The sequence below is a fragment of the Halovenus marina genome, assembly GCF_051414115.1.
GTDB classification, from domain to species: domain Archaea; phylum Halobacteriota; class Halobacteria; order Halobacteriales; family Haloarculaceae; genus Halovenus; species Halovenus marina.
In genome coordinates, this window is sequence record NZ_JBLKNZ010000001.1 from 949,810 (window position 1) to 976,107 (window position 26,298).

Annotated in this window: 25 protein-coding genes and 1 tRNA gene; 18 read left to right on the plus strand and 8 right to left on the minus strand. The window is 62.4% G+C overall.

From position 1 onward, the window contains the following. Positions 1–75: 75 nt before the first annotated feature. The gene (gene sod / locus ACMGFL_RS04835) at positions 76–687 is read right to left on the minus strand and encodes a superoxide dismutase [Mn] (protein ID WP_436934404.1); all 612 of its coding nucleotides are present in this window, start codon (positions 685–687) and stop codon (positions 76–78) included. Between the two features lie 103 nt (positions 688–790). After that, positions 791–2,215 (minus strand): cryptochrome/photolyase family protein, encoded by a 1,425-nt coding sequence (locus ACMGFL_RS04840; RefSeq protein WP_436934405.1) that lies wholly within the window; start codon positions 2,213–2,215, stop codon positions 791–793. A 92-nt stretch (positions 2,216–2,307) separates the two neighbouring features. On the opposite strand from ACMGFL_RS04840, the gene panB reads away from it, so the two are divergent. From panB to ACMGFL_RS04890, 10 genes are all read left to right on the plus strand, one after another. Next, complete coding sequence (panB, locus tag ACMGFL_RS04845; RefSeq protein WP_436934406.1) at positions 2,308–3,138, plus strand: 3-methyl-2-oxobutanoate hydroxymethyltransferase; 831 nt, start codon at positions 2,308–2,310, stop codon at positions 3,136–3,138. A 79-nt stretch (positions 3,139–3,217) separates the two neighbouring features. Beyond that, the gene (locus tag ACMGFL_RS04850; RefSeq protein ID WP_436934407.1) at positions 3,218–4,957 is read left to right on the plus strand and encodes a glutamate--tRNA ligase; all 1,740 of its coding nucleotides are present in this window, start codon (positions 3,218–3,220) and stop codon (positions 4,955–4,957) included. A 72-nt stretch (positions 4,958–5,029) separates the two neighbouring features. After that, complete coding sequence (locus tag ACMGFL_RS04855; protein ID WP_436934408.1) at positions 5,030–5,491, plus strand: DUF7283 family protein; 462 nt, start codon at positions 5,030–5,032, stop codon at positions 5,489–5,491. Further along, positions 5,472–5,888 (plus strand): DUF7285 family protein, encoded by a 417-nt coding sequence (locus ACMGFL_RS04860; RefSeq protein WP_436934409.1) that lies wholly within the window; start codon positions 5,472–5,474, stop codon positions 5,886–5,888. Before ACMGFL_RS04855 ends, ACMGFL_RS04860 begins: the two co-directional genes overlap by 20 nt. Beyond that, a complete protein-coding gene (locus ACMGFL_RS04865) occupies positions 5,885–6,706 on the plus strand; it encodes a DUF7284 family protein (protein ID WP_436934410.1) in 822 nt (273 codons plus the stop codon). Before ACMGFL_RS04860 ends, ACMGFL_RS04865 begins: the two co-directional genes overlap by 4 nt. Continuing rightward, the gene (locus ACMGFL_RS04870; protein ID WP_436934411.1) at positions 6,703–9,885 is read left to right on the plus strand and encodes a DUF7286 family protein; all 3,183 of its coding nucleotides are present in this window, start codon (positions 6,703–6,705) and stop codon (positions 9,883–9,885) included. The genes ACMGFL_RS04865 and ACMGFL_RS04870 overlap by 4 nt, the downstream gene beginning before the upstream one ends. An 8-nt stretch (positions 9,886–9,893) precedes the next feature. Next, positions 9,894–10,322 carry a DUF5791 family protein gene (locus ACMGFL_RS04875; RefSeq protein ID WP_436934412.1) on the plus strand — a complete coding sequence of 143 codons (429 nt, stop codon included), beginning with the start codon at positions 9,894–9,896 and terminating at the stop codon, positions 10,320–10,322. Next, entirely contained in the window at positions 10,319–11,203 is an 885-nt protein-coding gene (locus ACMGFL_RS04880) for an SDR family oxidoreductase (protein WP_436934413.1), read from the plus strand. Before ACMGFL_RS04875 ends, ACMGFL_RS04880 begins: the two co-directional genes overlap by 4 nt. A 111-nt stretch (positions 11,204–11,314) precedes the next feature. Continuing rightward, positions 11,315–12,505 (plus strand): DHH family phosphoesterase, encoded by a 1,191-nt coding sequence (locus tag ACMGFL_RS04885; protein ID WP_436934414.1) that lies wholly within the window; start codon positions 11,315–11,317, stop codon positions 12,503–12,505. Positions 12,506–12,540: 35 nt separating this feature from the next. Further along, positions 12,541–13,530, plus strand: a complete 990-nt coding sequence (locus tag ACMGFL_RS04890) for a CPBP family intramembrane glutamic endopeptidase (protein WP_436934415.1) — start codon at positions 12,541–12,543, stop codon at positions 13,528–13,530. Positions 13,531–13,608: 78 nt separating this feature from the next. Here the strand turns inward: ACMGFL_RS04890 and radA are convergent, their stop codons facing one another. Continuing rightward, on the minus strand, positions 13,609–14,655 hold the full coding sequence (radA, locus tag ACMGFL_RS04895; RefSeq protein ID WP_436934416.1) for a DNA repair and recombination protein RadA: 1,047 nt from the start codon (positions 14,653–14,655) through the stop codon (positions 13,609–13,611). Between the two features lie 190 nt (positions 14,656–14,845). On the opposite strand from radA, the gene coaBC reads away from it, so the two are divergent. The 7 genes from coaBC to ACMGFL_RS04930 all read left to right on the plus strand — a co-directional run bounded on the left by coaBC (position 14,846) and on the right by ACMGFL_RS04930 (position 20,787). Continuing rightward, positions 14,846–16,003: a bifunctional phosphopantothenoylcysteine decarboxylase/phosphopantothenate--cysteine ligase CoaBC gene (coaBC, locus tag ACMGFL_RS04900; protein ID WP_436934417.1), complete on the plus strand. Its 1,158-nt coding sequence runs from the start codon at positions 14,846–14,848 to the stop codon at positions 16,001–16,003. 131 nt (positions 16,004–16,134) lie between these two features. Beyond that, positions 16,135–16,605: a type IV pilin domain-containing protein gene (locus ACMGFL_RS04905; RefSeq protein ID WP_436934418.1), complete on the plus strand. Its 471-nt coding sequence runs from the start codon at positions 16,135–16,137 to the stop codon at positions 16,603–16,605. A 382-nt stretch (positions 16,606–16,987) separates the two neighbouring features. Further along, entirely contained in the window at positions 16,988–17,437 is a 450-nt protein-coding gene (locus tag ACMGFL_RS04910; RefSeq protein ID WP_436934419.1) for a type IV pilin domain-containing protein, read from the plus strand. 88 nt (positions 17,438–17,525) lie between these two features. After that, positions 17,526–18,005 (plus strand): hypothetical protein, encoded by a 480-nt coding sequence (locus ACMGFL_RS04915; protein ID WP_436934420.1) that lies wholly within the window; start codon positions 17,526–17,528, stop codon positions 18,003–18,005. Further along, positions 18,002–19,825 carry a hypothetical protein gene (locus tag ACMGFL_RS04920; protein WP_436934421.1) on the plus strand — a complete coding sequence of 608 codons (1,824 nt, stop codon included), beginning with the start codon at positions 18,002–18,004 and terminating at the stop codon, positions 19,823–19,825. Before ACMGFL_RS04915 ends, ACMGFL_RS04920 begins: the two co-directional genes overlap by 4 nt. A gap of 122 nt (positions 19,826–19,947) precedes the next feature. Beyond that, a complete protein-coding gene (gene hpt, locus ACMGFL_RS04925) occupies positions 19,948–20,511 on the plus strand; it encodes a hypoxanthine/guanine phosphoribosyltransferase (RefSeq protein WP_436934422.1) in 564 nt (187 codons plus the stop codon). A gap of 3 nt (positions 20,512–20,514) precedes the next feature. After that, positions 20,515–20,787: a DUF8152 family protein gene (locus ACMGFL_RS04930; RefSeq protein ID WP_436934423.1), complete on the plus strand. Its 273-nt coding sequence runs from the start codon at positions 20,515–20,517 to the stop codon at positions 20,785–20,787. A 33-nt stretch (positions 20,788–20,820) separates the two neighbouring features. Here the strand turns inward: ACMGFL_RS04930 and ACMGFL_RS04935 are convergent, their stop codons facing one another. The 4 genes from ACMGFL_RS04935 to ACMGFL_RS04950 all read right to left on the minus strand — a co-directional run bounded on the left by ACMGFL_RS04935 (position 20,821) and on the right by ACMGFL_RS04950 (position 25,268). Further along, complete coding sequence (locus tag ACMGFL_RS04935) at positions 20,821–21,504, minus strand: class I SAM-dependent methyltransferase (protein ID WP_436934424.1); 684 nt, start codon at positions 21,502–21,504, stop codon at positions 20,821–20,823. A 5-nt stretch (positions 21,505–21,509) separates the two neighbouring features. Continuing rightward, positions 21,510–24,131: a heavy metal translocating P-type ATPase gene (locus tag ACMGFL_RS04940; RefSeq protein ID WP_436934425.1), complete on the minus strand. Its 2,622-nt coding sequence runs from the start codon at positions 24,129–24,131 to the stop codon at positions 21,510–21,512. Positions 24,132–24,240: 109 nt separating this feature from the next. Next, positions 24,241–24,951, minus strand: a complete 711-nt coding sequence (locus ACMGFL_RS04945; protein ID WP_436934426.1) for a hypothetical protein — start codon at positions 24,949–24,951, stop codon at positions 24,241–24,243. A 246-nt stretch (positions 24,952–25,197) separates the two neighbouring features. Next, positions 25,198–25,268, minus strand: a tRNA-His gene (locus ACMGFL_RS04950). A 128-nt stretch (positions 25,269–25,396) separates the two neighbouring features. Between ACMGFL_RS04950 and ACMGFL_RS04955 the strand changes: the two genes are divergently transcribed. Beyond that, a complete protein-coding gene (locus tag ACMGFL_RS04955) occupies positions 25,397–25,852 on the plus strand; it encodes a DUF5814 domain-containing protein (RefSeq protein WP_436936419.1) in 456 nt (151 codons plus the stop codon). A gap of 3 nt (positions 25,853–25,855) precedes the next feature. On the opposite strand, the gene ACMGFL_RS04960 is transcribed toward ACMGFL_RS04955, so the two are convergent. Further along, complete coding sequence (locus tag ACMGFL_RS04960) at positions 25,856–26,296, minus strand: DUF8146 domain-containing protein (protein WP_436934427.1); 441 nt, start codon at positions 26,294–26,296, stop codon at positions 25,856–25,858. Positions 26,297–26,298 lie beyond the last annotated feature (2 nt).

Here is a 26,298-nt window from a genome sequence, read left to right on the forward strand (position 1 = left end):
CCGTCCTTGCCGAAACAGCGGCGTAAACGCTCCGATATCGGCTCCGTGAAAAAATATCGGGTTGCCGTGGCGTCGTTACTCGAAGTGCTCGACCGACGTCTCGTAGTTGTCAGCGACGCTGTCCCAGTTGACGACCTCGAAGAAGGCGTCGATGAACGAGCCACGGTCCGGGCCGTAGTCGTAGTAGTACGAGTGCTCCCACACGTCGAGCGCGAGGATCGGATGTGCACCCCAGAGCGCGCCCTGGTCGTGCTTGTCGACGGCGACGTTGCGGAGCTGTTTCGCGACCGGGTCGTACACCAGCAGCGCCCAGCCGCCAGCGGCCGAGGCAGCGGCCTCGAACTCGCCTTTCCAGCCCTCGTAGGATCCGAAGTCCTCCTCGATGCGCTCGCGCAGGTCACCGTCGGGCTCGCCGCCGCCGTCTGGGTGCATGTTCTCCCAGAACATCGTGTGGAGATAGTGCCCACAGCCGTTGTGGGTCACGTTTCCGATCGCGCCAGCAGACGATCCGAAGTCACCGCTCTCGCGGTTCTCGGCGAGGGTCTGTTCGGCGCTGTCGAGGCCGTTTACGTAGCCCTGATGGTGCGTGTCGTGATGCCACGTGACCACCTGCTCTGAGATGTGCGGTTCGAGTGCGTCGTAGTCGTATGGAAGCGGTGGTAGCTCTGGGTCTGAGTGTTCTGTCATAGTATCGTCCTCCACTCTGTATGTGGACTGGCTACCTGTTAAAGCTTGAGAAGGCGGAAGATTCGTGCCGACATCTCGGTCACCGAGCGTACAGCCAGCAGTATCAGTCACCGCGGGCGCGCTCGAACATCTCGATAGCTTCTTCACGACGACTGCTGTGGTCGACGACCGGCGCGGGATAGTCGGGCGCTACCTTTGCTCGCTGTGTCGGTGACAGCGTGTTCCACGAGTGGATGACCGACGGATCAACGTCCGACAGTTCTGGCACGTAGCGCTTGATGTACTCGCCCTCAGGGTCGTAGTCTTCACCCTGTGTCATCGGGTTGAAAATCCGGAAGTACGGCTGTGCGTCGGTGCCGGTCGAGGCCGCCCACTGCCAGCCGCCGGTGTCGTTTGCGGTGTCGTGGTCGACGAGTTTCTCTTGGAACCACCGATACCCCTCCCGCCAGTCGATCAACAGATCCTTGGTCAGAAAGGAAGCGACGATCATCCGCACGCGGTTGTGCATGAACGCCTCCGCGCGGAGTTGGCGCATCCCCGCGTCGACGATCGGATAGCCAGTCCGTCCGTCTTTCCAGGCCTGCAACTCGTCGGGGTCGTCGCGCCACTCGATCGGATTCTCGTAGGACTTGTAGTTCGCTCGAACCACGTCCGGGCGGTCCCAGAGCACCTGCGTGTAGAACTCCCGCCAGGCGAGTTGGTCCTGAAACTCCCTGACTGACTCGCGTTCGTCGTCGCTCTCTGCGTCCGCGCTTGCCGCCTCTGTTCGCTCGTACACTTCCCGTATCCCGATGGTGCCGAACTTCAGGTCGGCCGAGAGCCGCGATGTCCCCTCACTCGCTGGATAGTCGCGCCGCTCCGCGTACTGATAGATGTCCTCCGCACAGAACTGGTCGAGACGCTCGCGGGCGTGCTCGGTCCCGGCAGGCGGAATGGACGCTTCAGGTTCGTCGAACCCGAGCGCACTGAGTGTGGGGCGTTCGTCCAGAAACAGGTCGGCATCGGGCACGTCAGTCACGAATTGCTCCGAGTCCGGCGGTTCGACAGACGCTCGCTTCTCGCGGTCGTGCCACTTCTTCGAGAAGTAGGTGAACACTTTGTAGGGGTCGCCGTCGTTCGTCGTTATCGCGCCGGGTTCGTGGTGGACACTGTCGTGAACCGCTCGCCGGTCGACGTCGACGTCCGCGAGCGCCTGCCGCACGTCGCTGTCGCGCTCATGGGCGAGTCCAGAGTAGTCTCTACCCCAGGAAACTGCATCTGCATCCACGAGGTCACAGACTGCGGGAAGAATATTGACCGGGTCGCCTTCAGCGAAATACAGGTCAGCGCCGCGCGCACGGTACTCCGCGTGCAGCGACGCGAGCGCATCGAGCATGAACGCGACGCGCGGCGGCGCAGCGTGGTCGAGCACGTCGGGGTCGAAGACGAAGAGCGGAACGACCTGCCCCTCGCCTGACGCCCCCTCCACTACGGTCAGTGCGCGGTTGTCCGTCGCTCGCAGGTCGCGCCGGTGCCAGTGAACACGCATGCGGTTGGCTTGGCCCGGTCACACTTCAACGCTCGGAACAGACCTCCCGAGCAGACGGCGAGATTAACTATCCGGGGTGTGTTCTCACGCATATGAAGCGAACGTCGGTGCAGGACATTCACTCGAAATACGAGGCGGGCGAACCGCTGACGATGTTGACTGCCTACGACGCTCCGATCGCAGAACTCGTCGACGAGGGCGGCGTCGACATGATCCTCGTCGGTGATTCGGCGGGCGACAATCACCTCGGCTACGACGATACGCTCCCGCTGACGATGGAGGAGGCGCTGTCGAACGCCGCGGCGGTCGACCGCGCCGTCGACGATGCGATGGTCGTCGCCGACCTGCCCTTTCTCTCGTACGGCGCGTCGATGGAGCAGTCCGTCGAGAACGCCGGGCGATTCATGAAGGAGGCGGGGGCCGACGCCGTCAAACTCGAAACCGCGCCACACGGCGAGACGACAATCGAGATCATCGACCGCCTGACCGAACTCGGCATTCCGGTGATGGGCCACGTCGGCTTCACGCCACAGCGGATGCACCAGATCGGCGGCCCCTACATTCAGGGGCGCGGACAGACTGGGTCCGCACACGTCGATGCCCTGGTCGAGACGGCGGAAAAACTGGTCGATGCTGGCGTGTTTGCGGTCGTCCTCGAAACCGTCACCGAGGAGACCGGCACGCGCGTCACGGAGGCTGTCGACGTGCCGACCATCGGGATCGGTGCCGGACGGAACGTCGACGGGCAGGTGCTCGTCGTCACCGACATGCTCGGCATGGGCGAGGCGTTCAAACTCTCGAAGCAGTACGCCGACGTGGGCGAGACCATCCGTGATGCAGTTTCGGAGTACGTCTCGGAGGTCGAACACGGGGAGTTCCCCGCCCGGGAGAACGTCTACGAACCCGAAGACGAGGATAGCTGACCGTCGCCGTTCGCGCGTCGAGGGACCGTTGGATCGATACCGGCCCAGTTTTCATCCCCGCGTCCCCAACTCCTCGATAATGGACGACACGATCCGTGACCGCGTGCGAGAGCGCGCGGAGATCGATGCACTGTACAACGCTCTCAAACACGACAGCGACGCGCAGGTGGGCGCGATCATGGGGCCGATGATGGGCGAGAACCCGGACTTTCGCGAGTACGGCGACGAGATCCCCGGCGTCGTCGCACCGGTCGTCGAGCGGGTCAACGAGATGGACCGGGAGAGCCAGCACGAGCGACTGGCGGAACTCGCTCCCGAGCGAGTCGAGGAACTCGAATCCGAAGACGAAGCCGACGAATGGACGCTCCCCGACCTGCCGGGAGGCGAGGACGTCGACGAGGTGCGGATGCGCGTCGCGCCCAACCCCAACGGCCCGTGGCACATCGGTCACGCCCGGATGGCTGCCGTCGTCGGCACCTACGCCGACCGCTACGATGGCTCCTTTCTCTGTCGATTCGACGACACCGACCCGGCGACGAAACGGCCGGATCTCGACGCGTACGATGCGATTCTCGACGCAATCGAGTATCTCGGCTTCGAACCCGCCGAGGTACTCCGCGCGAGCGACCGGCTGGAAACCTACTACGACCACGCGCGTGACCTCATCGAGAAGGGCGGTGCCTACACCTGTTCGCTTCCCGCAGATGAGTTCTCCGAACTGAAAAACGCCGGTGAGCCGAGTCCAAGCCGCTCGAAGTCGGTCGAGACCGTCCGCGAGGAGTTCGAGGCGATGGTCGACGGCGACTACGACGAAGGGGAGATGGTCCTCAGGGTCAAAACCGACATCGAACACAGAAATCCGGCGCTCCGCGACTGGGTCGCGTTCCGCATTATCGACGAACCACACCCCCGCGAGGAGGCCGCAGCGTATCGCTGCTGGCCGATGCTCGACTTCCAGAGCGCTATCGACGACCACCTCACCGACGTGACCCACATCATCCGCGGCATCGATCTGCAGGACTCGGCCAAGCGCCAGCAGTTCCTGTACGACTACTTCGACTGGGAGTACCCCGAAGTGCTCCACTGGGGGCACGTCGAAATCGAGGGCTACGACGTCGCGATGTCGACGTCGACGATTCGCGAGAAGATCGAGGCGGGCGAACTGGACGGCTGGGACGACCCGCGAGCCCCGACCGTCGCCAGTCTCCGCAGGCGCGGCATCCGCGGCGAGGCCATCGTCAACGCGATGATCGAACTCGGCATGTCCACCTCGAACGTGGATCTCGCGTTGTCGAGCATCTACGCCGAGAACCGCGCGCTCGTCGACGACGAGACTGACCGCGCGTTCTTCGTTCGAGACGATCCGGACCACGGCGGCGGCGCAGTCGAGAAGCAGGTGATCGGCGGCCCCGAGACAGGCAACCCTCCCGTTCACCCCGACCACGAGGAGCGCGGCAGACGCTCGATTCCGGTCGGGAGCGGCATACTCATCGAGGACGCCGACGTTCCGCCTCGCGGCGAGCGCGTGTGGCTCAAAGGCTTTGGCTGTGTCCGGCACACGCGTAACGCCTTCGAGTTTGCCGGAACCGACCTCGACGCGGTCAGGGAGGGGGACGTCGACATCGCACACTGGGTCCCGTCCGGCGAGAACGTCCCGCTCCGTCTTCGGACGATGGATGGCGACGTGACCGGCTACGCCGAACCCGGCGTTGCCGAGTACGAACCCGACGACCTGCTCCAGTTCGAGCGCGTCGGCTTTGCCCGTCTCGACCAGTTGCCCGCTGACAGCACTGCAGTAGCGTACTTCACACACCCCTGACCGGGACGTTCGGCCCAGCACATCGACCCTCTCACCCCGAGGTTTATATCTGAACGAGGGACCAGACGCCCCGTGTTCGAGATATCACTCGATGCGTGGTACGCCTGGGCCGGCGTCGGGTTGGTGAGCATCACCGTTTTCGGCCTCGTTCTCTCGCTGCCGTCGAGCGTGCCGCCCGACGCCGCAGCGGTGGGCGATGCTGTCGACCGAGTTGCGTCGAGTCCACACGAACCACGCGAAACGATCGAACTCACGGGCGAACAGATCCGGATCACCCCGCATCAGATCGGCCTCCGAACCGACGGAGGGAGCGAACACGCGACCCTGGCGTACGGTCCCGTCACGCCAGTCGAATCTGGGCCGCTGCGCTCTGTGATCGATGGCAAGCGGCCGCGCGAGGTGTTCGAGACCGAAGCGGACTTCGCCGCTGCCATCGACCGCGCGACAGATCGGATCGACTGGCGACCGGCACCCGAACGACTCGTCGTCACACGCGTCTCGTGGGGGGAGACAGATGCGACGCTCGTCGGATGAGCAGCACGGGACGCCCGACAGCAGACGGGGGCAGGTCGAACCGCTCGCCGCGATTGCCGCCGTACTGGCTATCGCAGCCGCGCTCACGCTGTACGCTGGCGTCGTGACTGATCTGTTCGGCAAGAGCGATTCCCGGGAGACACCAGACCTGATCCTCGATAGAAGCGTCGAGGCGGTGGCCGACGTCGGTGTCGTCGACCCATCTCGTCTCGACCGAATTCACGAGACTCTGCCCGATGGCTGGCGGGCGAACGTCACGATACGGGGGACAGACCACTGGTTCGCAGCGGGGCCACGGCCCCCGACGAATGCACGGACAGCGAAGAAACGCATCAGCGTTCGACTTGGGCCGGGACGAGTCGCCCCCGGCCAGTTTCGGGTGGCAGTCTGGCGATGAGAGCGATCAGTACGGTTTTCGACGTCGCGGTCTGTCTGCTGTTGATTTCGGCTGCTGTGCTGGCGCTGACCATCCCGGTGTCCCAGCCACAGACCGACAGCGTGGCAGACGAGACGGCGACGGTACTGTCGAGTTCGACGGCATCGGTCACCTATCAGGCCGTCCCGATCGAGGATGCAGACGACGTCGCCGAGTCCCGGTATCGGCGGGAACGACACGGGACATTCACGGGACTTGCAGGCCGGGCGGCGCTCGCTGCAACAGTCATCGGAGAGACGCAGATTGCACCCGAGACGGTCGGGTTTCGGCAAACGGTTCGGTCGCGAATCGAGGCAACAATTCCGGCCCGGACGGCGGTCACCGCGCGCTGGGAACCGTATCCCAATGCGACACTCGTCGGGGAGTTCGAGGCTGGCACACAGCCACCCGAAAACGCGGACGTGCAGGTCGCAATCCGGACCGTTTCGCTCCCGGAACTGGCCGTCGACGCCGACGGCGACTACAAAACGCTCTCGCGAGCGGTCGCAGCGTCGTTCGTCGAAGCGATGGCGCCGACGACTGCGGGCGAGCGTCCGCTCCGTGACGCGCTGATTATCGCGGCGATGGCCAATCGGTACGAGATTCTCGCCGCCGAGGAGTTCGACGCGCGTCGGGCGCTTGTGGAGGCCGAGATGGAGTATCTGGTTGAGTACGCAACCGACGGACTCGCGGCACGACTCAGGAAAGACATGAGAGAGACGTTCGATTCACCGACAGAGGCGGCAGCGGCACTGACAGCAGGGCGTGCGTGGGTACGGATACAGCGGTGGGAGACATGACTGACCGCGGATACGTCCCGTTTGCGCTGATCGGCGTGCTGGTGTTGCTCACAAGTGTTGCGCTCGTGGCGTCGGTACAGCCGACGGTATCCAGCGAACCTGACGTGGACCGACAGATGGAGCGCCACACTGTCGAGGTACAGACCACGCTCCGCGAGGCGACGATGACCGCGAGCCGTCACGCTGCGGCCGAACCCGTAACCACGGCCGCAGACACACCGGCGGGTGGTGTCTTGCGTGAGAACAGAACCTTTGAGGATGCGCTCAAACTCCGCCTCTATCTGCAGTTTCGGGAGGGGCTACACCAACTCGAAGACACGCGAGATGGACTCGCGATGAACGCGACACTCCCTCCGACGGGCACACAGGCGCAACTCCGGGCAGCGCGTGACCGCGTCACGCTCGAACGCGCTGGTCCGAACGGGACGATGCTCCGAGTGCGTGTGGAGGGAGTCACGCTCACTGCAACCGCGGGCGACGACGAACTCGCAAACCAAACTGTCGCTCCGGAACTGGTCGTGGACACACCGATCCTGGTGGTGCACGACCGTGTCGAGGAGTACGAACGCCGACTCAACTCCGAGGGGTTCGAAACGGGACTCGGCCAGCGGCTCTCGACACGGCTGTATCCCACGGCGTGGGCACGCGGCTGGGCACAGTACAGTGGTGCGCCGATCCAGTCCGTGATCGGGAACCGACACGTGAGTCTGTACACCAACAGCGCCATCCTCGACATCCAGCGGGACGTGTTCGGCCACAGCGACCCGCTCGGACGGGAAGCCCACCGAGCGGCCGTCGTCGATACCGGGATCACGGATCTTCTCGCTGGTCTCGACGTGGCGGAACTCTCGTATCTCAAGGAGGCGCGGGCAGCGGGCTATCTCAAACACACGCCTGCAGATTCACTCGAGAACTTCGAACCCGATTCGGACGCCCCCAGCCCCGACGACGAACAGACGATCCGTCTCGCCGAGGTTGCCGACACGGAACTCGTCAATTTCGTCAGAGGGAGGCACTTCCTCGCTCCCGGGAACGACTCCGATTCTCTGTTCCCCGGAGTCGAGTCGAGTTTGGATCTCGACTTCGAGCAGACGATCAACGACACCTACAGCGAAGATATTCGGATCGAACCGACAGTCACCGAGCGTAATTCGACTGTCACCAGTTCCGACGCTTCTGGGGAGAACTGGACGCTTCTGGGAACCGACCAGACGACAGCGTATACACCGATCGAACAGAACCGCTCGGAGCCCGATCCGCCTACTGGACACTGGAACCGCCACGAGTATTTTACCTATCGCGTGGTCGAAAACGAAACGACGACACGTCGCTGGCAGACACCGGATGGGACCCAGACGACTGTCGAGAGCGTCGAGACGAACTACACCGTCGAACTGTCCGTTCTTGGTCGGCACACGAACGGCCCGGCACCGGCCCGCAACGTCACAACTGTCTACGAGCCTGGCGGCCCACTCGACGGGCCAAATCTCGCTGATATTCCACCCGCAGTCGATGCGTTAGTCGCGGATCGGGGTGGTCCGTCCACGCTCGCAGTTCGGGCTGTCAGGGGAACGCTCAACACCAGCACAGCGAAGCGATTCGGCAAGTATCCGGACGAACTCGATGCAGTGATCTTCGAGGATCTGGATGCGCTCCGTGCTGACCTCGGTGAGATAAACGTCACGACCACTCGCGGCAAAATTGCGACCTTCCAGGTCAATCCGCCCGCCGAACTCCGCGAACGATTGAACGAACGCCGCTCGGACCTGCTGACGATCCCGGACGCGTACCGTTCCGTCGCGCACCGGGCAAGCGTCGCCGCCCAGATCCAGTACCTGAACTGGCTCGACCGCAAGCTGGTGACGCTCGCGACCGAACACGACAACCAGAAATCGGATCTCGACGACCATATGGACGAACCGCCAGACGGGCAGTTCGATCGGCTGCGAGCGGGACTGGAAGACACGGATGAGCCGTCCCCTGGTGCAGCCGTCACGATGCGGGTCGATTCACGCCCCTCGTATCTCACTCGCGAGGCGGTCGACGATTCTATCGTCGCGGCGTTTCCCGACGGCCGGGTGGAACATCCACTCGTCGTAAAGAACACGAACCTTATCGAGCCACCGTACGGTGACGTTGCCGATTCGCTGCTCAGTTCGCTGCTGGGGGCGCTCTCAGGCCCGCAACGAACCTCGCTTCATTCGGCCGCAGACGCACTGGCTGCCGTCGAACAGGCAGCCGACAACGGGACGATCAATACTACGGTGGATCCATCGTACACGGGCGCTTGGAAACCGATCACAGTCCCCCCGGCCAAGTTCGACGGGAATCGGATCGAATACGAGTACAGACGTCTGAAAGGCCGCGTGACGCGAGGTATCGTGACCACCGAACGGAAGGTCGCATCCCTGCTTTCAGAGTACGACCTCGGTGACGACGACAGCCGCGAGGCAGCGGTCTCCGCTGCGCTCTCACGGTGGGAGACGGCCAGCGGACGCGCGCTCGCGCTGACGAACGAAGCGGGCGCAGACGCGCTCAAATCGACGATTCTCTCTCGGTGGGAGACTGAACTCTCGGAGGGGGACCGTCGCAGGCTTCGGCTCGAACTCGGCTGGATTCTGAAGAAGGCACGGGCGAGTGGCGACGTCCGTCCAGCGGCGTCGGTAGTCGACTCCGCTGATAGCTACGTTCAGGAGCGGATCCGGGCAAAGACCGCGTCCGAAATCAAAGACGGTGTCGAACGCGTGGTCGAACTCGCATACAAGAACAAGACGGGGGTCGCGCTGAGCAACTTCCCGAAAGGTGCGCCGGTTGCGCCGCCGCCGCTCCCGTGGGTCGCTACGGTGAACTTCTGGTTCGTCGAAGCTCGCGGCGAGTATCCCCGATTTACCGTCCGCACTCCGCACGGATCGGGCGACCGGCCGGGCGGTGACCTCGTGTACGTCCGAGACAACTCGACTGTCCGCCTTGATGTCACGGGTGACGGACAGACTGAGCGACTCGGCTCGACAGAGCGGATCACGTTCAACACGAGCGCGGACATCGCGGTTGCGGTGCCGCCGGGTCCCCGAGGTGTTGGGGACGTGGATGGCAGACAGACCGAAACCTCGCCGGGGTGGCCACGTCCGGGTCGTCCCGAGGAAGACGATCAGAGCACTATATATCCTGGAGGACCGTAATCCCGAGTATGCTACGCGGACGGTTCGAGACCGCTGGTGAGTTGACACAGTCGGAACTGCGCGAGGCCTACGACAGCCGACTCGCGGAGACAATTGAGGCTGTCGGCGTCGAGCGCGTCGTGACAGAGACGGGGATCGACAGGGAACAGATCGATGTGCTTCTCGATGGCGAATCTCCGGACCTCTCACTCGAAGAAGCGATGGCGATTCTCGGCACCGATGACACACTCCCCGACGCGGAGACGCTGACGGCAGAAGCGCGGGATATCCTCCTCATGGGAATGTCGATGGCAGTCCTCGATGTCGAGGCTATCGCCGCCGGTATCGACGACGAACTCGACCCCAAGGAGATTCAACAGAAAGTCGAGGGGCGGTATCCGATCACGCTCGACGAGTACGCCCTGTTGCACCGCTACATCGAGAGCCAGAAGCGATGACCGTCGTCGTACTCGGCTGTGGCTACGTGGGGATCGAACTCGGACGACAGCTCAGTGACACGCACGAGGTCATCGGAGTCAGGCGGTCACAGTCTGGTACCGAATCGATCGAAGAAGCGGGGTTTGCGGGCGTGCAAGCTGACATCACCGACGCGGAGTCACTCGAAGCCGTTCCAGACGCCGACGCCGTCGTCTTCGCGGCGAGTTCGGGTGGCCGAGACGCGGAGGCCGCCAGAGCGATCTACGTCGACGGACAGCGCACTGCGATCGAGCACTTTCAGTCGCGCGCCGACCCGCCGGACCGATACATCTACACGTCGAGCACAGGCGTGTACGGCGACCACGATGGAGACTGGGTCGACGAGACGACACCCATCGACCCGACGACGGCGAAAACGGAGATGCTCGCCGAGGCCGAGCGGGTCGCGCTCGACGCGGAGGCGATGGACGGGACGGTCGCTCGGTTCGCAGGACTCTACGGTCCCGGGCGGTATCGACTCGAACGCTACCTCGACGGACCGGTCACGGAGGGATATCTCAACATGATCCATCGGGCGGACGCGGCTGGCGCCGTCGCCTTCCTCCTTCGAAACGACTGCGCCCGTGGTGACGTGGTGCTGGTCGTGGACGACGAACCAGTCTCGAAGTGGGAATTTGCCGACTGGCTTGCCGATGCCTGCGGCGTCGACCGACCGCCGAAACAGACGAAAGCAGAGCGTCTTTCGGGGGATGTCTCCGATACCGCCAGACGGCGAATCCTGACCAGCAAGCGGTGTGACAACGAACGGCTCCGGTCGCTCGGCTACGAACTGTCGTATCCGACGTTCAGAGAGGGATACCGATCGGCAATCGAGTCATTTCGAGCGGGAACTGGTCCGTAGCGCTCTTGACTGTCGCATCCGACACTTCCCCTCGCATTCTTTCGTCTCTGCCGTCAAATCTGTCGCTCCAGGAGGGCAATATACATATATGTGCCGTGAGGAGTCGGGGGTATGCTGGTAGTCGGGGCTATCGGTGGTCGGGCCGATGCCCTCTCGTCAGCGCTCCGGGAGGATCCACTGCTTGCGGTGGCCGCTGTACTGGCCATGTTGGTCGTGTTCGTGCTGGTCGGGGTGCTCTTCCGGTGGCTTCGACGAACGCCTGCCCAGCGGTTCGAGCGTCTGCTCGGGTCGCTCGATTCCGCGGTCGTGTTGATGCATCCGAATCCGGACCCGGACGCGATGGCGTCTGCGCTCGCTGTCGGGCAACTCGCACAGGAGACCGAGACGGAGACGAGGTTGTGTTACTCGGGGCAGATCAGACGCCCGGAAAACCGCGCGTTCGAGACCGTCATCGGTGCGAACTTCGAGCGCGTCGAAAAGGCCAGATCGATCGCGAGTGATCCGGTTATTCTCGTCGACCACAACGAACCACGCGGATTCGCTGACGCTGGACGGATCGATCCTGTTGCAGTCGTCGACCACCACCCCGGCGACGGCGAGGGGTCGACGTTTACCGACGTTCGCACCGATAGTGGGGCCTGTGCAACCATCTTGAGCGGGTATCTGTCGGATCTGGGGTGGACGCCGGTCGACCCAGATGTGGACGTCACCTCTGATAACGCGATCCCATCGACGGTTGCGACCGGGTTGCTCTACGGAATCCAGTCGGACACGAAATCACTCACGAGTGGCTGTTCGGACGCCGATTTCAGGGCCGCATCATATCTGTATCAGGGTGTCGACGAGGAGAAACTCGACCGCATCGCCAACCCGGAAGTTGACCCGGAGGTTCTGGACGTGAAAGCGCGTGCGATAAGCGACCGCGAGATGCGAAACGCCTTCGTGATCAGCGATGTCGGCACCGTCTCGAACGGTGACGCCGTGCCCGAGGCCGCAGACGAACTCCTTCGGCTCGAAGGCGTGACTGCCGTCGTCGTTATCGCCGACAAGGACGAGAAACTCCGCATCTCCGGTCGCTCGCGGGACGACCGAGTTCACATGGGCAACTCGCTTGAACGTGCTGTGGATCCGATCCCCGAGTCGGGCGCTGGCGGTCACGAGCGGATGGGCGGCGGTCAGATCCCACTCAACCAGTTCGTCGAAACCAGATCCGCAACTGGGGAGTTACTCACCGAGAGCGAACGATTCACTCGCGAGGAATTCCGAGAGCGTCTGTTCGACGTCATGCGCGGTGAAATCTGACTGGTTTTATATACGCCCAGCCGACAGTCATAGCCATGCGGATCATACTCGGGGGGATCAGGCAACTGCTCTGGAACGACGACCAGGGTCGGTTGCGGGCACCGCTTCGGCTGGCCGCGATGGCCGCTTCGTTTCTCGTCGTCGTTCTGGTCGTTGATGCCGTAGGATCCCTGTTTGAGACTGTCTTCGGAGCTGATCGTGGTACCGCCGAGGGAACCGTCGTTATCGCGGTGATGGGGATGTACGTTCTCGGTATTCTCGCTATCGGGCGCGCTGTCGATAGACGCCATTTCTCGGATTACGGGCTTGGCATCGACAGTCGCTGGCGGGCAGATGCACTGCTGGGTCTATCTATCGGGGCCGGGATGGCCGGTGTCACCGTTCTTGCCGGGCTGATTTCCGGCCATCTCTCGGTCGATGCAAGCGCACTCTCGGCTGAAACTGGATTGTTTGCAGGGCTTTCTCCAATCGCTGGAACGGTCGCCGGGGTGTTCTTTTTGCTTCTGTTTGTGTTCTTCTACGAACTTGTTTTCCGTGGGTTCGTTCTCGTGAACGTCGCTGAGGGGCTTGCCGGAGCGACGACCGAACGGGGCGCCGTTCTCAGTGGCGTGCTCGTGAGTGCTGTGCTCTTTGCTGTGGTTCATGCCCCGCTCTCGGACGCCGCTGGCGTGACGCTGACTACGCTCTTTCTGTTCTCGCTCGTCGTCGGCTGTCTGGTCGCCGCCACCGGTCGACTCGCTGGCGCGCTCGGTGTTCATGCGGGCTGGGCACTCCTCGTCGGCCCGGTGTTTGGAACACCGTTCCGCGGAATCGACTCGTCGACCGCACTGCTCGCACTCGAACGCGACGGCCCGACGGCACTCGTCGGCGGAACCTTCGGACTCGACGGGAGTCTGCTGGCGCTCTGTGGACTCGTCGCGGGAGCGTTCTGCCTGCTTGTCTGGCGTCAGTATGGCTCGCTCGAGTTCACCGTCGCGAGTCAGATCCCGACACCAGACCTGCTCGACAGGTCTCGATGGCGGTAACCCGCTACTTTCACCTCGAAATCCCGATACGGCATCCCGACCGAACCGTGCTATTTTACTTTCACTCCGGTGGATGCGCTATTCGGGGACGAGCCCGTCGCCGGTCACTTGCATGACAGCTTCGCCGTCTGCGAGGTTCGGCGCGTCGACCAGCCGAACGATTCGCTTTTCGCCCTTGGACTTGCGGAGGTAGATGCGAAACGTCGAGGTGTGGCCGAGAATGTTGCCGCCGATCGGCTGTGTCGGGTCGCCGAAAAACGAGTCCGGGTTGGCCGCGACCTGATTCGTGACGACGACGGCGGTGTTGTTCAAGTCGCCGACCCGCATCAGGTCGTGGAGGTGCTTGTTGAGCTTCTGCTGACGGTCCGCGAGTTGACCACGGCCGACGTACTCCGCACGGAAGTGTGCGGTCAGCGAGTCGACACAGAGCAGTCGGACAGGGAACTCTCCGTCCTGGCTCTGGCTTGCGATCTCCTGGGCTTTCTCGGCGAGGAGGATCTGGTGGTTCGAGTTGAACGCCTTCGCGACGTGGATCTTGTCGAGGATCGCATCGAGCAGTTCCTCGTAGAGCGTCTCGTCGGTCGCGTCGGCGTCGTCTTCCTCGGCGATGTCGTGAAGCACCATCGTCGCCTCGATGATCTCGTCGTCGAGGCCGCCGAGCATGTCGTCGATTCGCTCCGGGCGGAAGGTGTCCTCGGAGTCGATGAAAATCGCACTCCCTTCCAGCCCGCCGTACTCGGCTGGAAGCTGAACGTTGACTGCGAGCTGGTGTGTCACCTGGGATTTGCCAGCGCCGAATTCGCCGTACACCTCGGTAATAGATTGGGTCTCGACGCCGCCGCCGAGTAGCTCGTCGACTTCCTCGACACCCCACGTGAGCTTTCCGATCTGTTCGCGCCGTTCGAGGACGGTCGCCCCACTCTCGAAGCCGCCGATGTCGGCCGCATCCCGCGCCGCGTTGATGATGTCGGCCGCACTCGACTCGCCGATGTCGGCTGTGTTCGAGAGTTCACCCGGGCTAGCGACAGCGATCCCCTGATAGCTATCGAATCCGTTTTCTTGAAGCTTCTCTGCTGTCGCCGGGCCCACTCCCGGCAGGTCTTCGAGTTCTTCACCTGTGGACATACACGTCCCTTGTGCCCCCCACCACATAAAGCCCGGTTAACAGCAAAGTGAAAGTGAAACAAACGGACGGAAACGGGACGATGCGGGACAGAATGCGAAGGTTGAACAGGGAGCGCGACGGTTTCGTCGGGCGAAGTTTCCACGAGTTCCTCCGCGGAGATTTATATACGCAGGGGACAGCAATTGGAATATGCTGGAAGGAGTGCAGGTTGCGCTGGGCGTCACCGGTTCGATAGCGGCGGTCAGAACTGTCGAGTTAGCCCACGAACTCCGGCGGCAGGGCGCGACGGTTCGTGCAGTGATGACGCCTGCCGCGACGGGTATCATCCACTCGTGGGCGCTGGAATACGCGACCGATAACCCCGTCGTGACCGAGATAACGGGAAGCGTCGAACACGTCGAACTCTGCGGGCGCGAGGGGTGGGCAGACGTGTTTCTTATCGCACCGGCGACGGCAAACACCGTGGGAAAGATGGCCGCTGCCGTCGACGACACGCCCGTGACGACGTGTGCGACGACGGCACTCGGTGCAGACTGCCCGGTGGTGCTCGCGCCAGCGATGCACGAACCGATGTACGACCATCCGGGGGTTCTGGACGCACTCGACCGAATCGAGTCCTGGGATGTGAGCCTCGTCGACCCGCGAATCGAGGAAGGAAAGGCGAAAATCGCAGCCGAAGACGCCATCGTCACCGAGTGTGCACGCGCAACGGGCGACAATTCGCTCGCTGGCGAGCGCGTCATCGTGACAAGCGGCGCAACGACGGAATCGATCGATCCGATCCGAACGCTCTCCAGTCGAGCGTCGGGCAAGACCGGGCGTGCGGTCGCCCGTGCGTGCTACGCTCGCGGAGCAGACGTCGTGGTCGTTCACGACGGTCCTGACCTGCCCTGGGCAACTGTCGAGTCCGTCGAGAGCGCAGCAGAGATGACCGCTGCGGTGCAGTCCCACGTCGACGAGGCTGATGCGCTCGTCTCCGCGGCGGCGATATCGGATTACACGGTAGAGACCGCCGCCGAAAAGATTCGCTCGGGACAGGAGTCACTCGACCTCTCGCTCGTGCCGACGCCGAAGCTCATCGATACGGTTCGCAACGCTCGTCCCGACTTGCCGATCGTCGGATTCAAGGCCGAAACCGCAGACGTGGAATCCTCGCTCACAGAGCATGCTCGGAAACTTCAGGACCGTGCGAACCTGGCGTTCGTCGTTGCGAACCCGGCGTCGGTCATGGGACACGAGGAAACGCAGGCGCTCATCGTCGACGGCGCTGACAGCGAGCGAATCGAGGGAGCGAAAGCCGATCTGGCCGCACGGATCGCGGAGCGACTCGCTCGCGAACTCGACTGACACACGTTCAGGCCACAGACGCCAGTCTTTTTCACTTCCTGTAATTGGACGCGAGTTTTTATATATCGCACGTGCGACTCTTCAGGCGGACGTTCCGGTAACATACCGGCGGACGGTGGGAACAAGAACGTATGAATCTGAACGAACTCTTTCACGACGACGACGCGGTCAGTCCGGTCATCGGCGTCATTCTCATGGTTGCGATCACGGTCATCCTCGCAGCCGTCATCGCGACGTTCGTGCTCGGGCTTGGCGAACAGGTTTCACAGACAGCACCGCAGGCGAGTTTCAGTTTCGATGTGGACGATGGTACCGGAACCGATTCGTTCGATAAATCCGGGTTCGACCATCTGGTCACGATCACCCACGGTGGCGGGGCATCGATCGACGCAGCGCGTCTGAACGTGGTGACCGATTCGAGTTCCGGAGGCAATTTTGCCGGGGATACATCCATCGATCCCCAGTACAGCACCGGAAGTATCGTCTCTGCCGGTGACCAGATTGTCGTCGGTGCCGACGACGGCGATGATGTCTCTGTGACGTGGGAAAGCGAAACCGGTCAGGACTCTGCGAGGCTCTCGACGTTCAGCGTACCCGGGTGATTGCTTCCTGTACGTCTCGAAGCTGCTTCGCCATCTGTCGGGCCAGTACCGTCCTATCCGACGCTCGAACGCCGTCTCACTTCTGAATATCCACCGCCGCGCGCCAGCGGACCGTCGTATTCTGACCTCTAAAAATCAAATATGATATTCACAGAAAAATATTCGCGATATTGTGAAGATGATGCCTTCTATCGGCAAATTAGCGCTCTGGACGATCTCCAGCTATCATTATCCATTTTGAGAACTAGAGCGAGACTTCGCCGAGAACCCGAATTTTCGCATCTTCTCGTCGTGAAAAAGCCTCCGCCGTCTCCCGATTCTATCACTTCCACTTTGAATGATACATAACTATTAAATAGGTCTCCATAATTGGAGCGTTTGCATGCGATTGAGACAACTACTCAAAGACGACGATGCGGTCAGCCCGGTCATCGGTGTGATCCTGATGGTTGCAATCACGGTCATCCTCGCAGCCGTCATCGCATCGTTCGTCCTGGGGCTGGGGGACTCGGCAAACGAAGTACAACCGACGACGAGCTTCAACTTCGATTACGACGAAGGAAGCGACCAGTTGACTATCTCGGTCGACAGCGGGGAAGCGGTCCCCGCTGGTGACATTTACATCGAGGGCGAAGATAGTCAGGGCGGAATAAGTGGGCAAACATGGTATAGTGAAGACTCCACAGCTCTCGGGGGCGAAGGAAGTGAAATTGGCGCAGGAGACCGGATCACTATCGATAGTGTCGGCTCAGATTACGAGGTCACGGTCGCTTGGGACAGCGGCGAGGGTGACACTGCGTCCCTGAGCGAAGACTCCGGCCCAGACGCATAACGCGGCATCCATTCTCCGTTTTTTCACGGTCGGTAGCGGCACGTCAATTCCGATGACACTTATGTTCGTGCGGCCGTCTGACCCAATAATGGATATCGAGCGCGGCGTGGTCGTGGCGACGGCGATTGTGATCGTCGCAGTCGCCCTCGCGACTGGGCCACTCGGGCTCGTTGGTCTCTCCAAGGAGGAAATCACCTCTCCAGAAACCGGAAACGCGACGATCTCCGTCGGTACGATATCTGATACGGCAACGCTCACCGCTGGTCAACAGGGAACGGACCTCTTTGTGTTCCAGACGCCCGACGCGACTATCGAGGTGTCGGATCTGCGCGGAAATCCGATCCTCGAATATTCGCTCGACATCGAGGCACTCGGATACAAGCGAACGAGCGTCTACTTCCTCGACAGCCACGGCGAGGGGCAACTCACGCTTTCGTTCAACCGTGATACGCTCGACTCCGACCGGATCGACCGTGACAGCTACGACGCGACGCTCGCGGTCACGCTGCGGGGGGAAACCGAACGGACCGTCTTCGAACGCCCAGTCACCGTCGAGGTGTCGCGATGAGCGACCGTCTATCGGGGGCGCTTTCGCGGACGAAAATCCGACTCGGACGGGCGCTGTTTCGGGACCGACTCGGGTTCGTCGTCTTTCTCGGGACTGTCTGCGTGGTGAGTCTCTTCTGGCGAACGGATATGTTTATCAACGACAACGAGACGCTCGTCGCCACGCTCGACGCGCTGGCCGACGGTCGACTCTGGATCGAACGCGTTGGCGACGGTCCCGTCTTCGATTCGCCCGGCGCGGAGGTCAGAGATGGGCGCGTCTATGGACGCAACTACGGCCAACTCGTCGTCTCGCTGCCTGCACTCGGACTCGTCTGGGCAATCGACCTCGTTGCGGACCTGCGAACCGGACTCGTCGCGCTCTGGCACCTGTTCGTTCTCTGTTTGTTCGTTCAGGTGGGAGTGCTCGTCGACCGCCGTCGCCTGTTTGCGCTCGGCGGGTGCGCGCTCGCCTTGGGACTGTTCGCGCTCAACGTGGCGGTGCTGACGCCGCTCGCTAATCCCAGCCTCGCACATCTCGCGTTGCAACTGACGACTGTCGTGGCCGCTGGATTCGTCGCCGTCGCCCTCTACCGACTCGTCGCGTTCGAGTACGACCGCCATCTGGGCGCAATAGTCGGCCTCGCGGGGGTTCTCGTCGCGCCTGTCGGGTTCTGGACGACAATCCCGAAACGGCACGTCTTTTCCGTGCTCGTCTGTGTTGCCGTGCTGTCCCTGTTCGTCCGGAGTCAGGAGGCGTCCACGACAACCCGGAAAACGCAACTCGCGTACCGCGGCGGAGCCTACGCACTCGTCGGGTTTCTGACGTGGATCCACGCTGCGGAGGGGTTGTTCGTGTTTCTCGCACTCGCCGCTGTCGACCTCCCGACAGGACAGCAAACCGACCGACGGACGCTCGCCGTCCTCGCGTGTGTGTTTGCTATCTCGCTCGTTCCCGCTGCAGTGACGAACTACCTCGTGACTGGATCGGTCATCCACCCACCGCGAACGCTCGCTGGCGGCGGGCTACACGATTTCCCAGCCCCGACAGCACTCGGTGACAGCGTCGCTGCAAGCGGGCTTTCGTTTCTCATCCTCGGCGTCGGCGGCTGGCTCGTCTCGACGGTCGGTGATCTTATCGGTGATAGCCTCGCTGTCCTCAGCGAACCTGACCGGCTCTACGAGGTTGTCGTCAGAAGCTCTCCCGGTAACTTGCGAGAGGGTCGACTCGAGTTTGCGGGAACGAACCTGTCCATCCTCGAATCGTTCCCCGTATTCGGCGTCGCTGCTGCTGCCGTCGCTTCTGGCGTGCTCGGAGTCCGGGACCGCCGCCCGTCGTGGCCCCGTCCGCCCACGGTGCTTGCGGGAGCGATGATCGTCGCGTTCGTGCTGTTGTATCTTTCGCGGTTGCCGCTCCACGCACAGATCACCCAGCGATACCTGCTGCCGGTGTATCCACTGGGGTTGTATCTGCTCGCTCGCTCCGACGCTGTTCGGGGGCTGGTTCGGACACGGACTGTTCTGTGGTCGTATCTGGGTGGAGTCCTGATCGGCGGGCAACTGTTCGTCGTCTATCTGATCGCCCAGCGGTTCGTCGTGGCCGAGGCGGCCCAGTTCCACGCCCGGATTGCACTCTTCGCGTGCCTGATCTGTGCTGTGACGGGCACGCTCGCGACAGTCAACGGGCGTGGCCGTCGCCTTGCTGCGGCTGTACTCGGACTGACCGGCGCTGTCGGGACGCTCTTTCTGGTCGCCAGTGGATTGTACTACTTTGCTGGTCTTGGCGACCTGTTGATCGCCATCGTCGAGACAGTCAGCGACTCTCTCGTCCGCGCTGTCTGATCCTGGCCGAATACGGGCGTATCCGTCCTCTCCTCGGCGTAACTCCGCGACCGACTCGTCTGCAACTGACTCGTTCTGTCGATTAACCGCAGTTTTTTACTCCGTCTGCCTCTATCCGAGGCATGGACAGACTCAAGCAGTCCCTGCGTGAGACACCGGTCGTCGAGAAGGAGGGCTATCACTACTTCGTTCATCCCGTCAGCGACGGTGTCCCGATGCTGGAACCGGCCTTGCTCAGAGAGATCGTCGTCCAGATCGTCAAGACGGCGCCGGTCGAGACGACCGACAAGATCGTCGTCCCCGAAGCGATGGGGATCCACATCGGAACGGGCGTCTCGCTGGCGACTGATATTCCGCTCGTCATCGTCCGCAAGCGCCAATACGGACTCGATGGTGAGGTGTCGCTCTCGCAGGTGACCGGCTACGACGAAAACGAGATGTTCATCAACGACATCGACGAGGGGGACCGGGTGCTCGTGCTCGACGACGTGCTCTCGACTGGCGGCACGCTCTCGGCGCTGTTGACCGCACTCGAAGATGTCGGCGCGGAGATCGCAGACGCCATCGCCGTCATCGGCAAGGTCGGGGGGGAGGATCGACTCGCTGGGACCGCGTACGAACCGAAGACGCTCGTCGATGTTGACGTCGTCGACGGGGAAGTCGTCATCGTCGACGAGGGGGTCTGACCGATGGACCGCACTGCCGATCTGGTCAGTTCACTGCACGACCATCTCGAAGCAACCGAACAGCACCCTCTGGAAACCGAACCAAATCGCATCCTTGGCGAGGCACAGGCAATTGCCGAAGACCTCACCGAGGCCGATCTGGACACGGAACGGATCGAAGAGCGCGTCGAACAGATCCTCGACTTGCTCGACGAACTGGACGGAACCGGCGACGAAACCGCTGACGAACACGTCGCCGCCGCCCGGAGAGCGGCACAGCGAATCGTCGAGGGATAGCGGAACGGACGAGTCTGTGTATTCAGTGCTCGCTCAGTCCGGAGCCACACCCACGGTCAGGAGTGTCCCGTGTTCCCGGAATCGTTCGTACATTACCTCGCGTGACTCCCAGTCCTCGGTTGGAAACTCCGATTCGGGTGGGATCTCGGTTTCGGTGTCGGGGATCATCTCCTGCTCTGCCACGAACAACCCCGCCTCGCGGAAGGCGTCGCGATACTCCTGTCTGTTCCACAGTATCATCTCGATGTCGACCTTGTCCTGCCACTTGTGGGTGTGGACGCTCTCCTCGAAGAAGTTCACTCCACAGTAGAATGTGCCGCCGGGTCTGAGCACGCGAGCGATTTCCGTGAGCGTCTGCTGGGGGTCTGCCGCGTAGAAGAACGCTTCCATCGAGAACACGTGGTCGATGCTGTCGGTCGCAAACGGGAGTTCGTCGAAGTCGCCACGGACGAACCCGACCTGTTCGTCGTCGGTGTACGAGCGGGCGTTTTCGAGCATCTTGGGCGACCCATCGAGACCGTAGCCGCGCCCGATGTTTGCCGTGTCCCGAAGCGCACGGAGAATATAGCCCGACCCAGTCCCAAGGTCGAGCACCGTCTCGCCTGCCTCGACGGGCATCCGCGAGAGGGCGTGTTTGGCCGTGTGCCAGTGGCGCTGTTCCATCCCGCGGTCCTTCCCGCGTTCGGCCCAGTCGTCGAACTCCTCGGCGATACGCATACCCGTTACTCCTCCCGTGGGTTGCTAAATGGCTTCGATCGCTCGCTCCGGAGCGCAGCGATGGGGCGGAAGGGCAAGAACACGTACCGCTCGCGCGGGTCGTAGTTGATGAATGCGAGACTGTTCGTCATCACCGAGACGCTCGATATGGCCATCGCAAGCCCGGCGAGTGCGGGGTTCAGCAGGCCGAGCGAGGCGATTGGGATGAGCGTCACGTTGTACGCGAGCGCCCAGAACAGGTTCTGGTGGACCTTCGTGATGGTCGCCGCCGATACGTTCAGCGCCTTGAGCACGTCGGCTGGGTCGTCGCGCATCAGCGTGACGTCCGCACTCTCGATAGCCACGTCGGTGCCGCTCCCGATGGCGACGCCGACGGCCGCGTTCGTCAGCGCCGGTGCATCGTTGACGCCGTCCCCGACCATCATCGCGTGCGTTCCGTCCGCCTGTATCGCGTCGATGGCGTCGGCCTTCTCGTCGGGCAACACCGACGCACGAACGTTCTCGGGGTCGATCCCGATCTCGTCTGCGACTGCCCGTGCCGTCCGTTCGTTGTCCCCGGTCAGCAACATCACCTCGAACCCGCGCTCGCGCAGCGTCGCCACCGTCTCCGTTGCGCTCTCGCGAACCCGGTCTGCCATCGCCAGCACGCCAGTGAGTTCGCCGTCGACTGCGACGAGAATCGCCGTCTTGCCCTCGGTTTCGAGGCGTTCGAGCGTCGACTCGGCCCGGTCGATGTCGATTCCAGCGTCCCGGAGGAGCTTTCGATTGCCCACCAGCACTTCCCGGCCCTCGACTGTCGCTCGAACGCCGTGGCCGGGGACGTTCTCGAACGACTCCGGTTCGTCAGGGTCGTAACCCCGCTCGCGTGTACCCTCGACGATGGCCTGCGCGAGCGGGTGCTCGCTCCCCCGCTCGGCGCTCCCTGCGGCCGCGAGTACATCCATCTCCGGGGACTCCGCGAGTGTGCCGCCGTCCGGAGCGGCCGCGCTGTCGAACTCGGACGCCGACACGACATCGGTCAGTTCCATCTCGCCGTGAGTGAGCGTCCCGGTCTTGTCGAAGACGACGGTGTCGATGGTTCGGGCCTGTTCGAGCACGTCACCGCCCTTGAACAGGACGCCGTTCCGGGCGCTGATCGTCGACCCGACCATCGTCGCCGCTGGCGTCGCGAGACCGAGCGCACACGGACAGGCGATGAGCAACGCGCTCGCGAGTACGATCATCGAAAATTCGACGAGTGGAATCCCGCCTGCGACGGCGACTGCCGGACCACCGCCGACCGGCGTCCACAGCGGAAGCCACCCGACGAACCCGCTCAGCGCGTTCGGGAAGAGAAACCACAGCGTCGCCCACGTCACGGCGTTGACGATGACCGCGGGAACGAACACCGCGGCCACTCTGTCGACGAGTCGCTGTACCTCGGGTTGGCGGCTCTGGGCCTCCTTGACTCGGTTGACGATCTGCTGGATCGCGGTGTCCTCACCGACACTGGTCGCCTCGACCAGCAACACGCCGTTTTCGTTTATCGTCGACCCGATGACCTCGTCACCTTCGTCTTTCTCCACGGGGACGGACTCGCCCGTGACCATCGACTCGTCGACCGCGCTCTGTCCGTCGACCACGACGCCGTCTGTCGGCACCTGCTCGCCGGGCCTGACTTTCATCACGTCACCGACTTCGACCTCAGAGAGCGGAACGGTCCGCTCCTCGCCGTCGACCACGATGGTCGCCTCCTCGGCTTCCATCTCCAGTAGCTTCTGGAGGGCGTCCCCCGCCCGGGCTTTCGACCGGGCTTCGAGCCAGTTGCCGACCGTGATGAACCAGAGGATGAACGCAACCCCCTCGAAGTACAGTCCACCCTCGGGAATAATTCCTCCGAGGACGGCAACACTGTAGATGTAGCCCGTGCTCGTTCCGACTGCGACGAGCGTGTCCATGTTCGCCTGTCGGTTGTTGACCAGCGCGCTGTAGGCCCCCTCGATGAACTCGCGACCGAGCGTCCCCATCAGCACTGTGGCGAGGACGAACTCGACCACGCCGAATTCGACGCCGAATATCGTCTCGGGGATAACCGATATCCCAAACAGCATCTCAAGCATCAGCACGATAAACGGTGCTGTGAGGATGCCACCGAAGACGACGAGACGGCGTTGCGTTGTGAGCTCTCGCTCGATTGCGCGCTCGCGGTGGTCTTTCCCCTCCGATTCCTCCCGAACTGGCTCGTACCCAGCCGATTCGATCGCCTCGTAGACCGCATCGAAGTCCGTGTCTGCGGGATTGTACGAGACGAACACTTCGTCGGTCGCGAAGTTCGCGTCCGAATCGAGCACGCCTGGCACGTCAGACAGCGCGCCCTCGATGTTTTCCGCACAGGTCGCACACGACATCCCCTGCACCGAGATGGTCTCGCTTGCACGTTCGGGGTCGTAGCCGACGCTCTCGATAGCCTCGAATACCGACTTCAACGAGACAGTTTCCGGGTCGTAGGTGACAGTGCCCTCGTCGGCGGCGAAGTTGGCGCTCGCCCGCTCGACGCCGTCGAGTTTCGACACCGCCTCCTCGATGTTCGACGAACACGTCGCACAAGACATCCCCGATATCTCGATTTGCTGTGTGCGTGTGGGCATCTCGTGTTCGAACCTACGGGTTCCTCGTTTAACCCCCTTGTTGCTTTGATCTACAGGCATACTTCCGCAGTATATTTCGAATCTAATGCGAAAGCTGGCCCTGGCTTTGCTATTCGTTCCAGACTGCGAGGAAGAGTCCGATGAACAACCCGATCGAAAGCGCAACGAGTCCGACCACCGTCACTTCTGCCGGTCCAGAGACACCCTGAAGGTCGATGGTAGGAGCTGAGTTCTCACTGATTGACGTGCCGAGCAGCAACGGTTCGAGTACGGCGACCACAAGTGATGCGATGATTGCGAACTGAACGTATCGCCGAATGCGGTCGACCTGTGTCTGGTCGACCGACGATTCCTCGGTGACGAACTCAGTGTCACCGTCGGGGTTTGCCTCACCGAACAGCAATTGCCAGAGCGCACGCCCCACCGCGCTGTCACGTCCTGTGTGAATCAGTTCAGCGAGCAAGACCAGCCCGATGGCTCCGAAAAGGGTTCTGTCCCAGCGGATATTGTCGATCCGGCTCGGTTCGCGGATGACGGCCAGCAACACGACCGTCACTGCTACTAATGGCAGGGAGACCAGAAACCACAGCGTCAGCAACGCGCCGGTTATCCCCCCGGGGTCGAAGACCAACTGCAGGAGGATGATTGCGCCCCCAGCGCCCAACAGTCCACGGAGCCGATTTTTGACTCGCTCCATCCCGTAGGAACGCGACCAGCGTTCGAGAATGGGCCGAACAGCCTCGTGATTGGCTGAGCGACCACTGTCCCCACCCCCGAACACAGCGTCCGATCCACTCCCATCGAATGGCGACTGTTGCACGCTCTCTCTTGGGACGGGAGCGAGATATGTCTGGTGGAGGCAATATTGCGAAACGGCCAGAAGGTCCGGGCGCGGGAATGTGAACCAGTGCCAGAGGTTCCTGCTCACCTCACTTCGCTCGGTTGCGCGGGCTGCCACTGGCAGGGTTCAATTCCAGTCACACCTTCTGCTCCTCACGTCCGTTCGTCGGAAGAAGGTCTTCTTCTGAGCCATCGCTCACGTCGTTCGCGATGACGTCGGAAGAAGGTCCGGGCGCGGGAATTGAACCCACGTCTTGGCCACCACAAGGCCAAAGGATACCACTACCCCAGCCCGGACACGCATCCCAAGGTAGCCCAGTTGGACAAATATACGTTACGACTCTCCGCGTGCCGTGCCATCTGCTACCGCGACGCCCCGCCGAACCGCGCTCTTTTTGCGGCCGCCGAGTCTAGATCCGATAGCAGTGGCGATCACCGACAAGATCTACCTCAAGAACCACCGACAACTCGTCTCCCAGATGGAGACGTCGTTCCCGAAGAGCGCCTTCAGCGGCGCGACGATGGACATCCTCTATCAGGGGGAGGGCCTGTCCAAACTCGACGACGCGACGCGTGATCGCGTACTCGATTTCGCCGAGGACTTTCTGGACTGTGACTGCGAGGCCAGCCCACACTGTGGCTGTCCCGAGCGGAAGTTCGTCCGCTATCTGCTCGAACTTCGCGAACAGGGACTCGGCCCGGACGCCATCGTCGACGTGATGGGCGACGACTATCTCCTCTATGCCTATCCGGGCGATATCCTCTCTTTTCTGGATAGCTCCGTTCGAACCCTCGAGGCGGCCGGGCAACTCGCGGATGTCGACGGTCAAGCCGAACAATCGAGTCAGCTTCGACAGCTTCGGGAAAATCTCGTCAGATAAGGGTTAGAACGTACTGTCGTCGAACTCGCCGCCGATCCGGTACGGCGATTCTTCCTCCTCCTCACCATCTAGATCTTCTAGCTGGACGACGTCCTCCTGGTCGACCTCGTCGAGTTCCTGCCGGAGTTTCGTCACGTAGCGTTTGTGTTCTTCGAGCTGTTCGCGCAGGTGTTCGGCTTCCAGTTCCAGTCGCTCGTGTTCGCGGACGAAGCTCTTTGGCACCTCGACTTTCGGCGGGAAACTCTCCGTACTGCTGGTTTCGGTCGATTCGCTGATCTCGTGTTCGGGAACGACCTCGATCTGTCCGTCGTGGGCAACCAACATGTCGACGTAATCCCGAAAGACGGCCGAAAGCGAGATGTCTCGCTCCTCCGCGATGTCGCGCAGGGTTTCGAACTTCTCCTGGCTTACGCGAAAGGAGATCGTCTTGTTCTTGTTGCCCATCG

Bases quoted from the DNA above. Each gene is read 5' to 3' on its own strand.
- ACMGFL_RS04920 (WP_436934421.1), top strand. From the start codon at position 18,002: ATGAGCGACCGTCTATCGGGGGCGCTTTCGCGGACGAAAATCCGACTC.
- ACMGFL_RS04865 (WP_436934410.1), top strand. From the start codon at position 5,885: ATGAGAGCGATCAGTACGGTTTTCGACGTCGCGGTCTGTCTGCTGTTG.
- ACMGFL_RS04910 (WP_436934419.1), top strand. From the start codon at position 16,988: ATGCGATTGAGACAACTACTCAAAGACGACGATGCGGTCAGCCCGGTC.
- ACMGFL_RS04860 (WP_436934409.1), top strand. From the start codon at position 5,472: ATGCGACGCTCGTCGGATGAGCAGCACGGGACGCCCGACAGCAGACGG.
- ACMGFL_RS04915 (WP_436934420.1), top strand. From the start codon at position 17,526: ATGGATATCGAGCGCGGCGTGGTCGTGGCGACGGCGATTGTGATCGTC.
- sod (WP_436934404.1), bottom strand. From the start codon at position 687: ATGACAGAACACTCAGACCCAGAGCTACCACCGCTTCCATACGACTAC.
- ACMGFL_RS04880 (WP_436934413.1), top strand. From the start codon at position 10,319: ATGACCGTCGTCGTACTCGGCTGTGGCTACGTGGGGATCGAACTCGGA.
- panB (WP_436934406.1), top strand. From the start codon at position 2,308: ATGAAGCGAACGTCGGTGCAGGACATTCACTCGAAATACGAGGCGGGC.
- hpt (WP_436934422.1), top strand. From the start codon at position 19,948: ATGGACAGACTCAAGCAGTCCCTGCGTGAGACACCGGTCGTCGAGAAG.
- ACMGFL_RS04870 (WP_436934411.1), top strand. From the start codon at position 6,703: ATGACTGACCGCGGATACGTCCCGTTTGCGCTGATCGGCGTGCTGGTG.
- ACMGFL_RS04930 (WP_436934423.1), top strand. From the start codon at position 20,515: ATGGACCGCACTGCCGATCTGGTCAGTTCACTGCACGACCATCTCGAA.
- ACMGFL_RS04875 (WP_436934412.1), top strand. From the start codon at position 9,894: ATGCTACGCGGACGGTTCGAGACCGCTGGTGAGTTGACACAGTCGGAA.
- ACMGFL_RS04840 (WP_436934405.1), bottom strand. From the start codon at position 2,215: ATGCGTGTTCACTGGCACCGGCGCGACCTGCGAGCGACGGACAACCGC.
- ACMGFL_RS04940 (WP_436934425.1), bottom strand. From the start codon at position 24,131: ATGCCCACACGCACACAGCAAATCGAGATATCGGGGATGTCTTGTGCG.
- ACMGFL_RS04905 (WP_436934418.1), top strand. From the start codon at position 16,135: ATGAATCTGAACGAACTCTTTCACGACGACGACGCGGTCAGTCCGGTC.
- ACMGFL_RS04850 (WP_436934407.1), top strand. From the start codon at position 3,218: ATGGACGACACGATCCGTGACCGCGTGCGAGAGCGCGCGGAGATCGAT.
- radA (WP_436934416.1), bottom strand. From the start codon at position 14,655: ATGTCCACAGGTGAAGAACTCGAAGACCTGCCGGGAGTGGGCCCGGCG.
- ACMGFL_RS04935 (WP_436934424.1), bottom strand. From the start codon at position 21,504: ATGCGTATCGCCGAGGAGTTCGACGACTGGGCCGAACGCGGGAAGGAC.
- coaBC (WP_436934417.1), top strand. From the start codon at position 14,846: ATGCTGGAAGGAGTGCAGGTTGCGCTGGGCGTCACCGGTTCGATAGCG.
- ACMGFL_RS04885 (WP_436934414.1), top strand. From the start codon at position 11,315: ATGCTGGTAGTCGGGGCTATCGGTGGTCGGGCCGATGCCCTCTCGTCA.
- ACMGFL_RS04890 (WP_436934415.1), top strand. From the start codon at position 12,541: ATGCGGATCATACTCGGGGGGATCAGGCAACTGCTCTGGAACGACGAC.
- ACMGFL_RS04960 (WP_436934427.1), bottom strand. From the start codon at position 26,296: ATGGGCAACAAGAACAAGACGATCTCCTTTCGCGTAAGCCAGGAGAAG.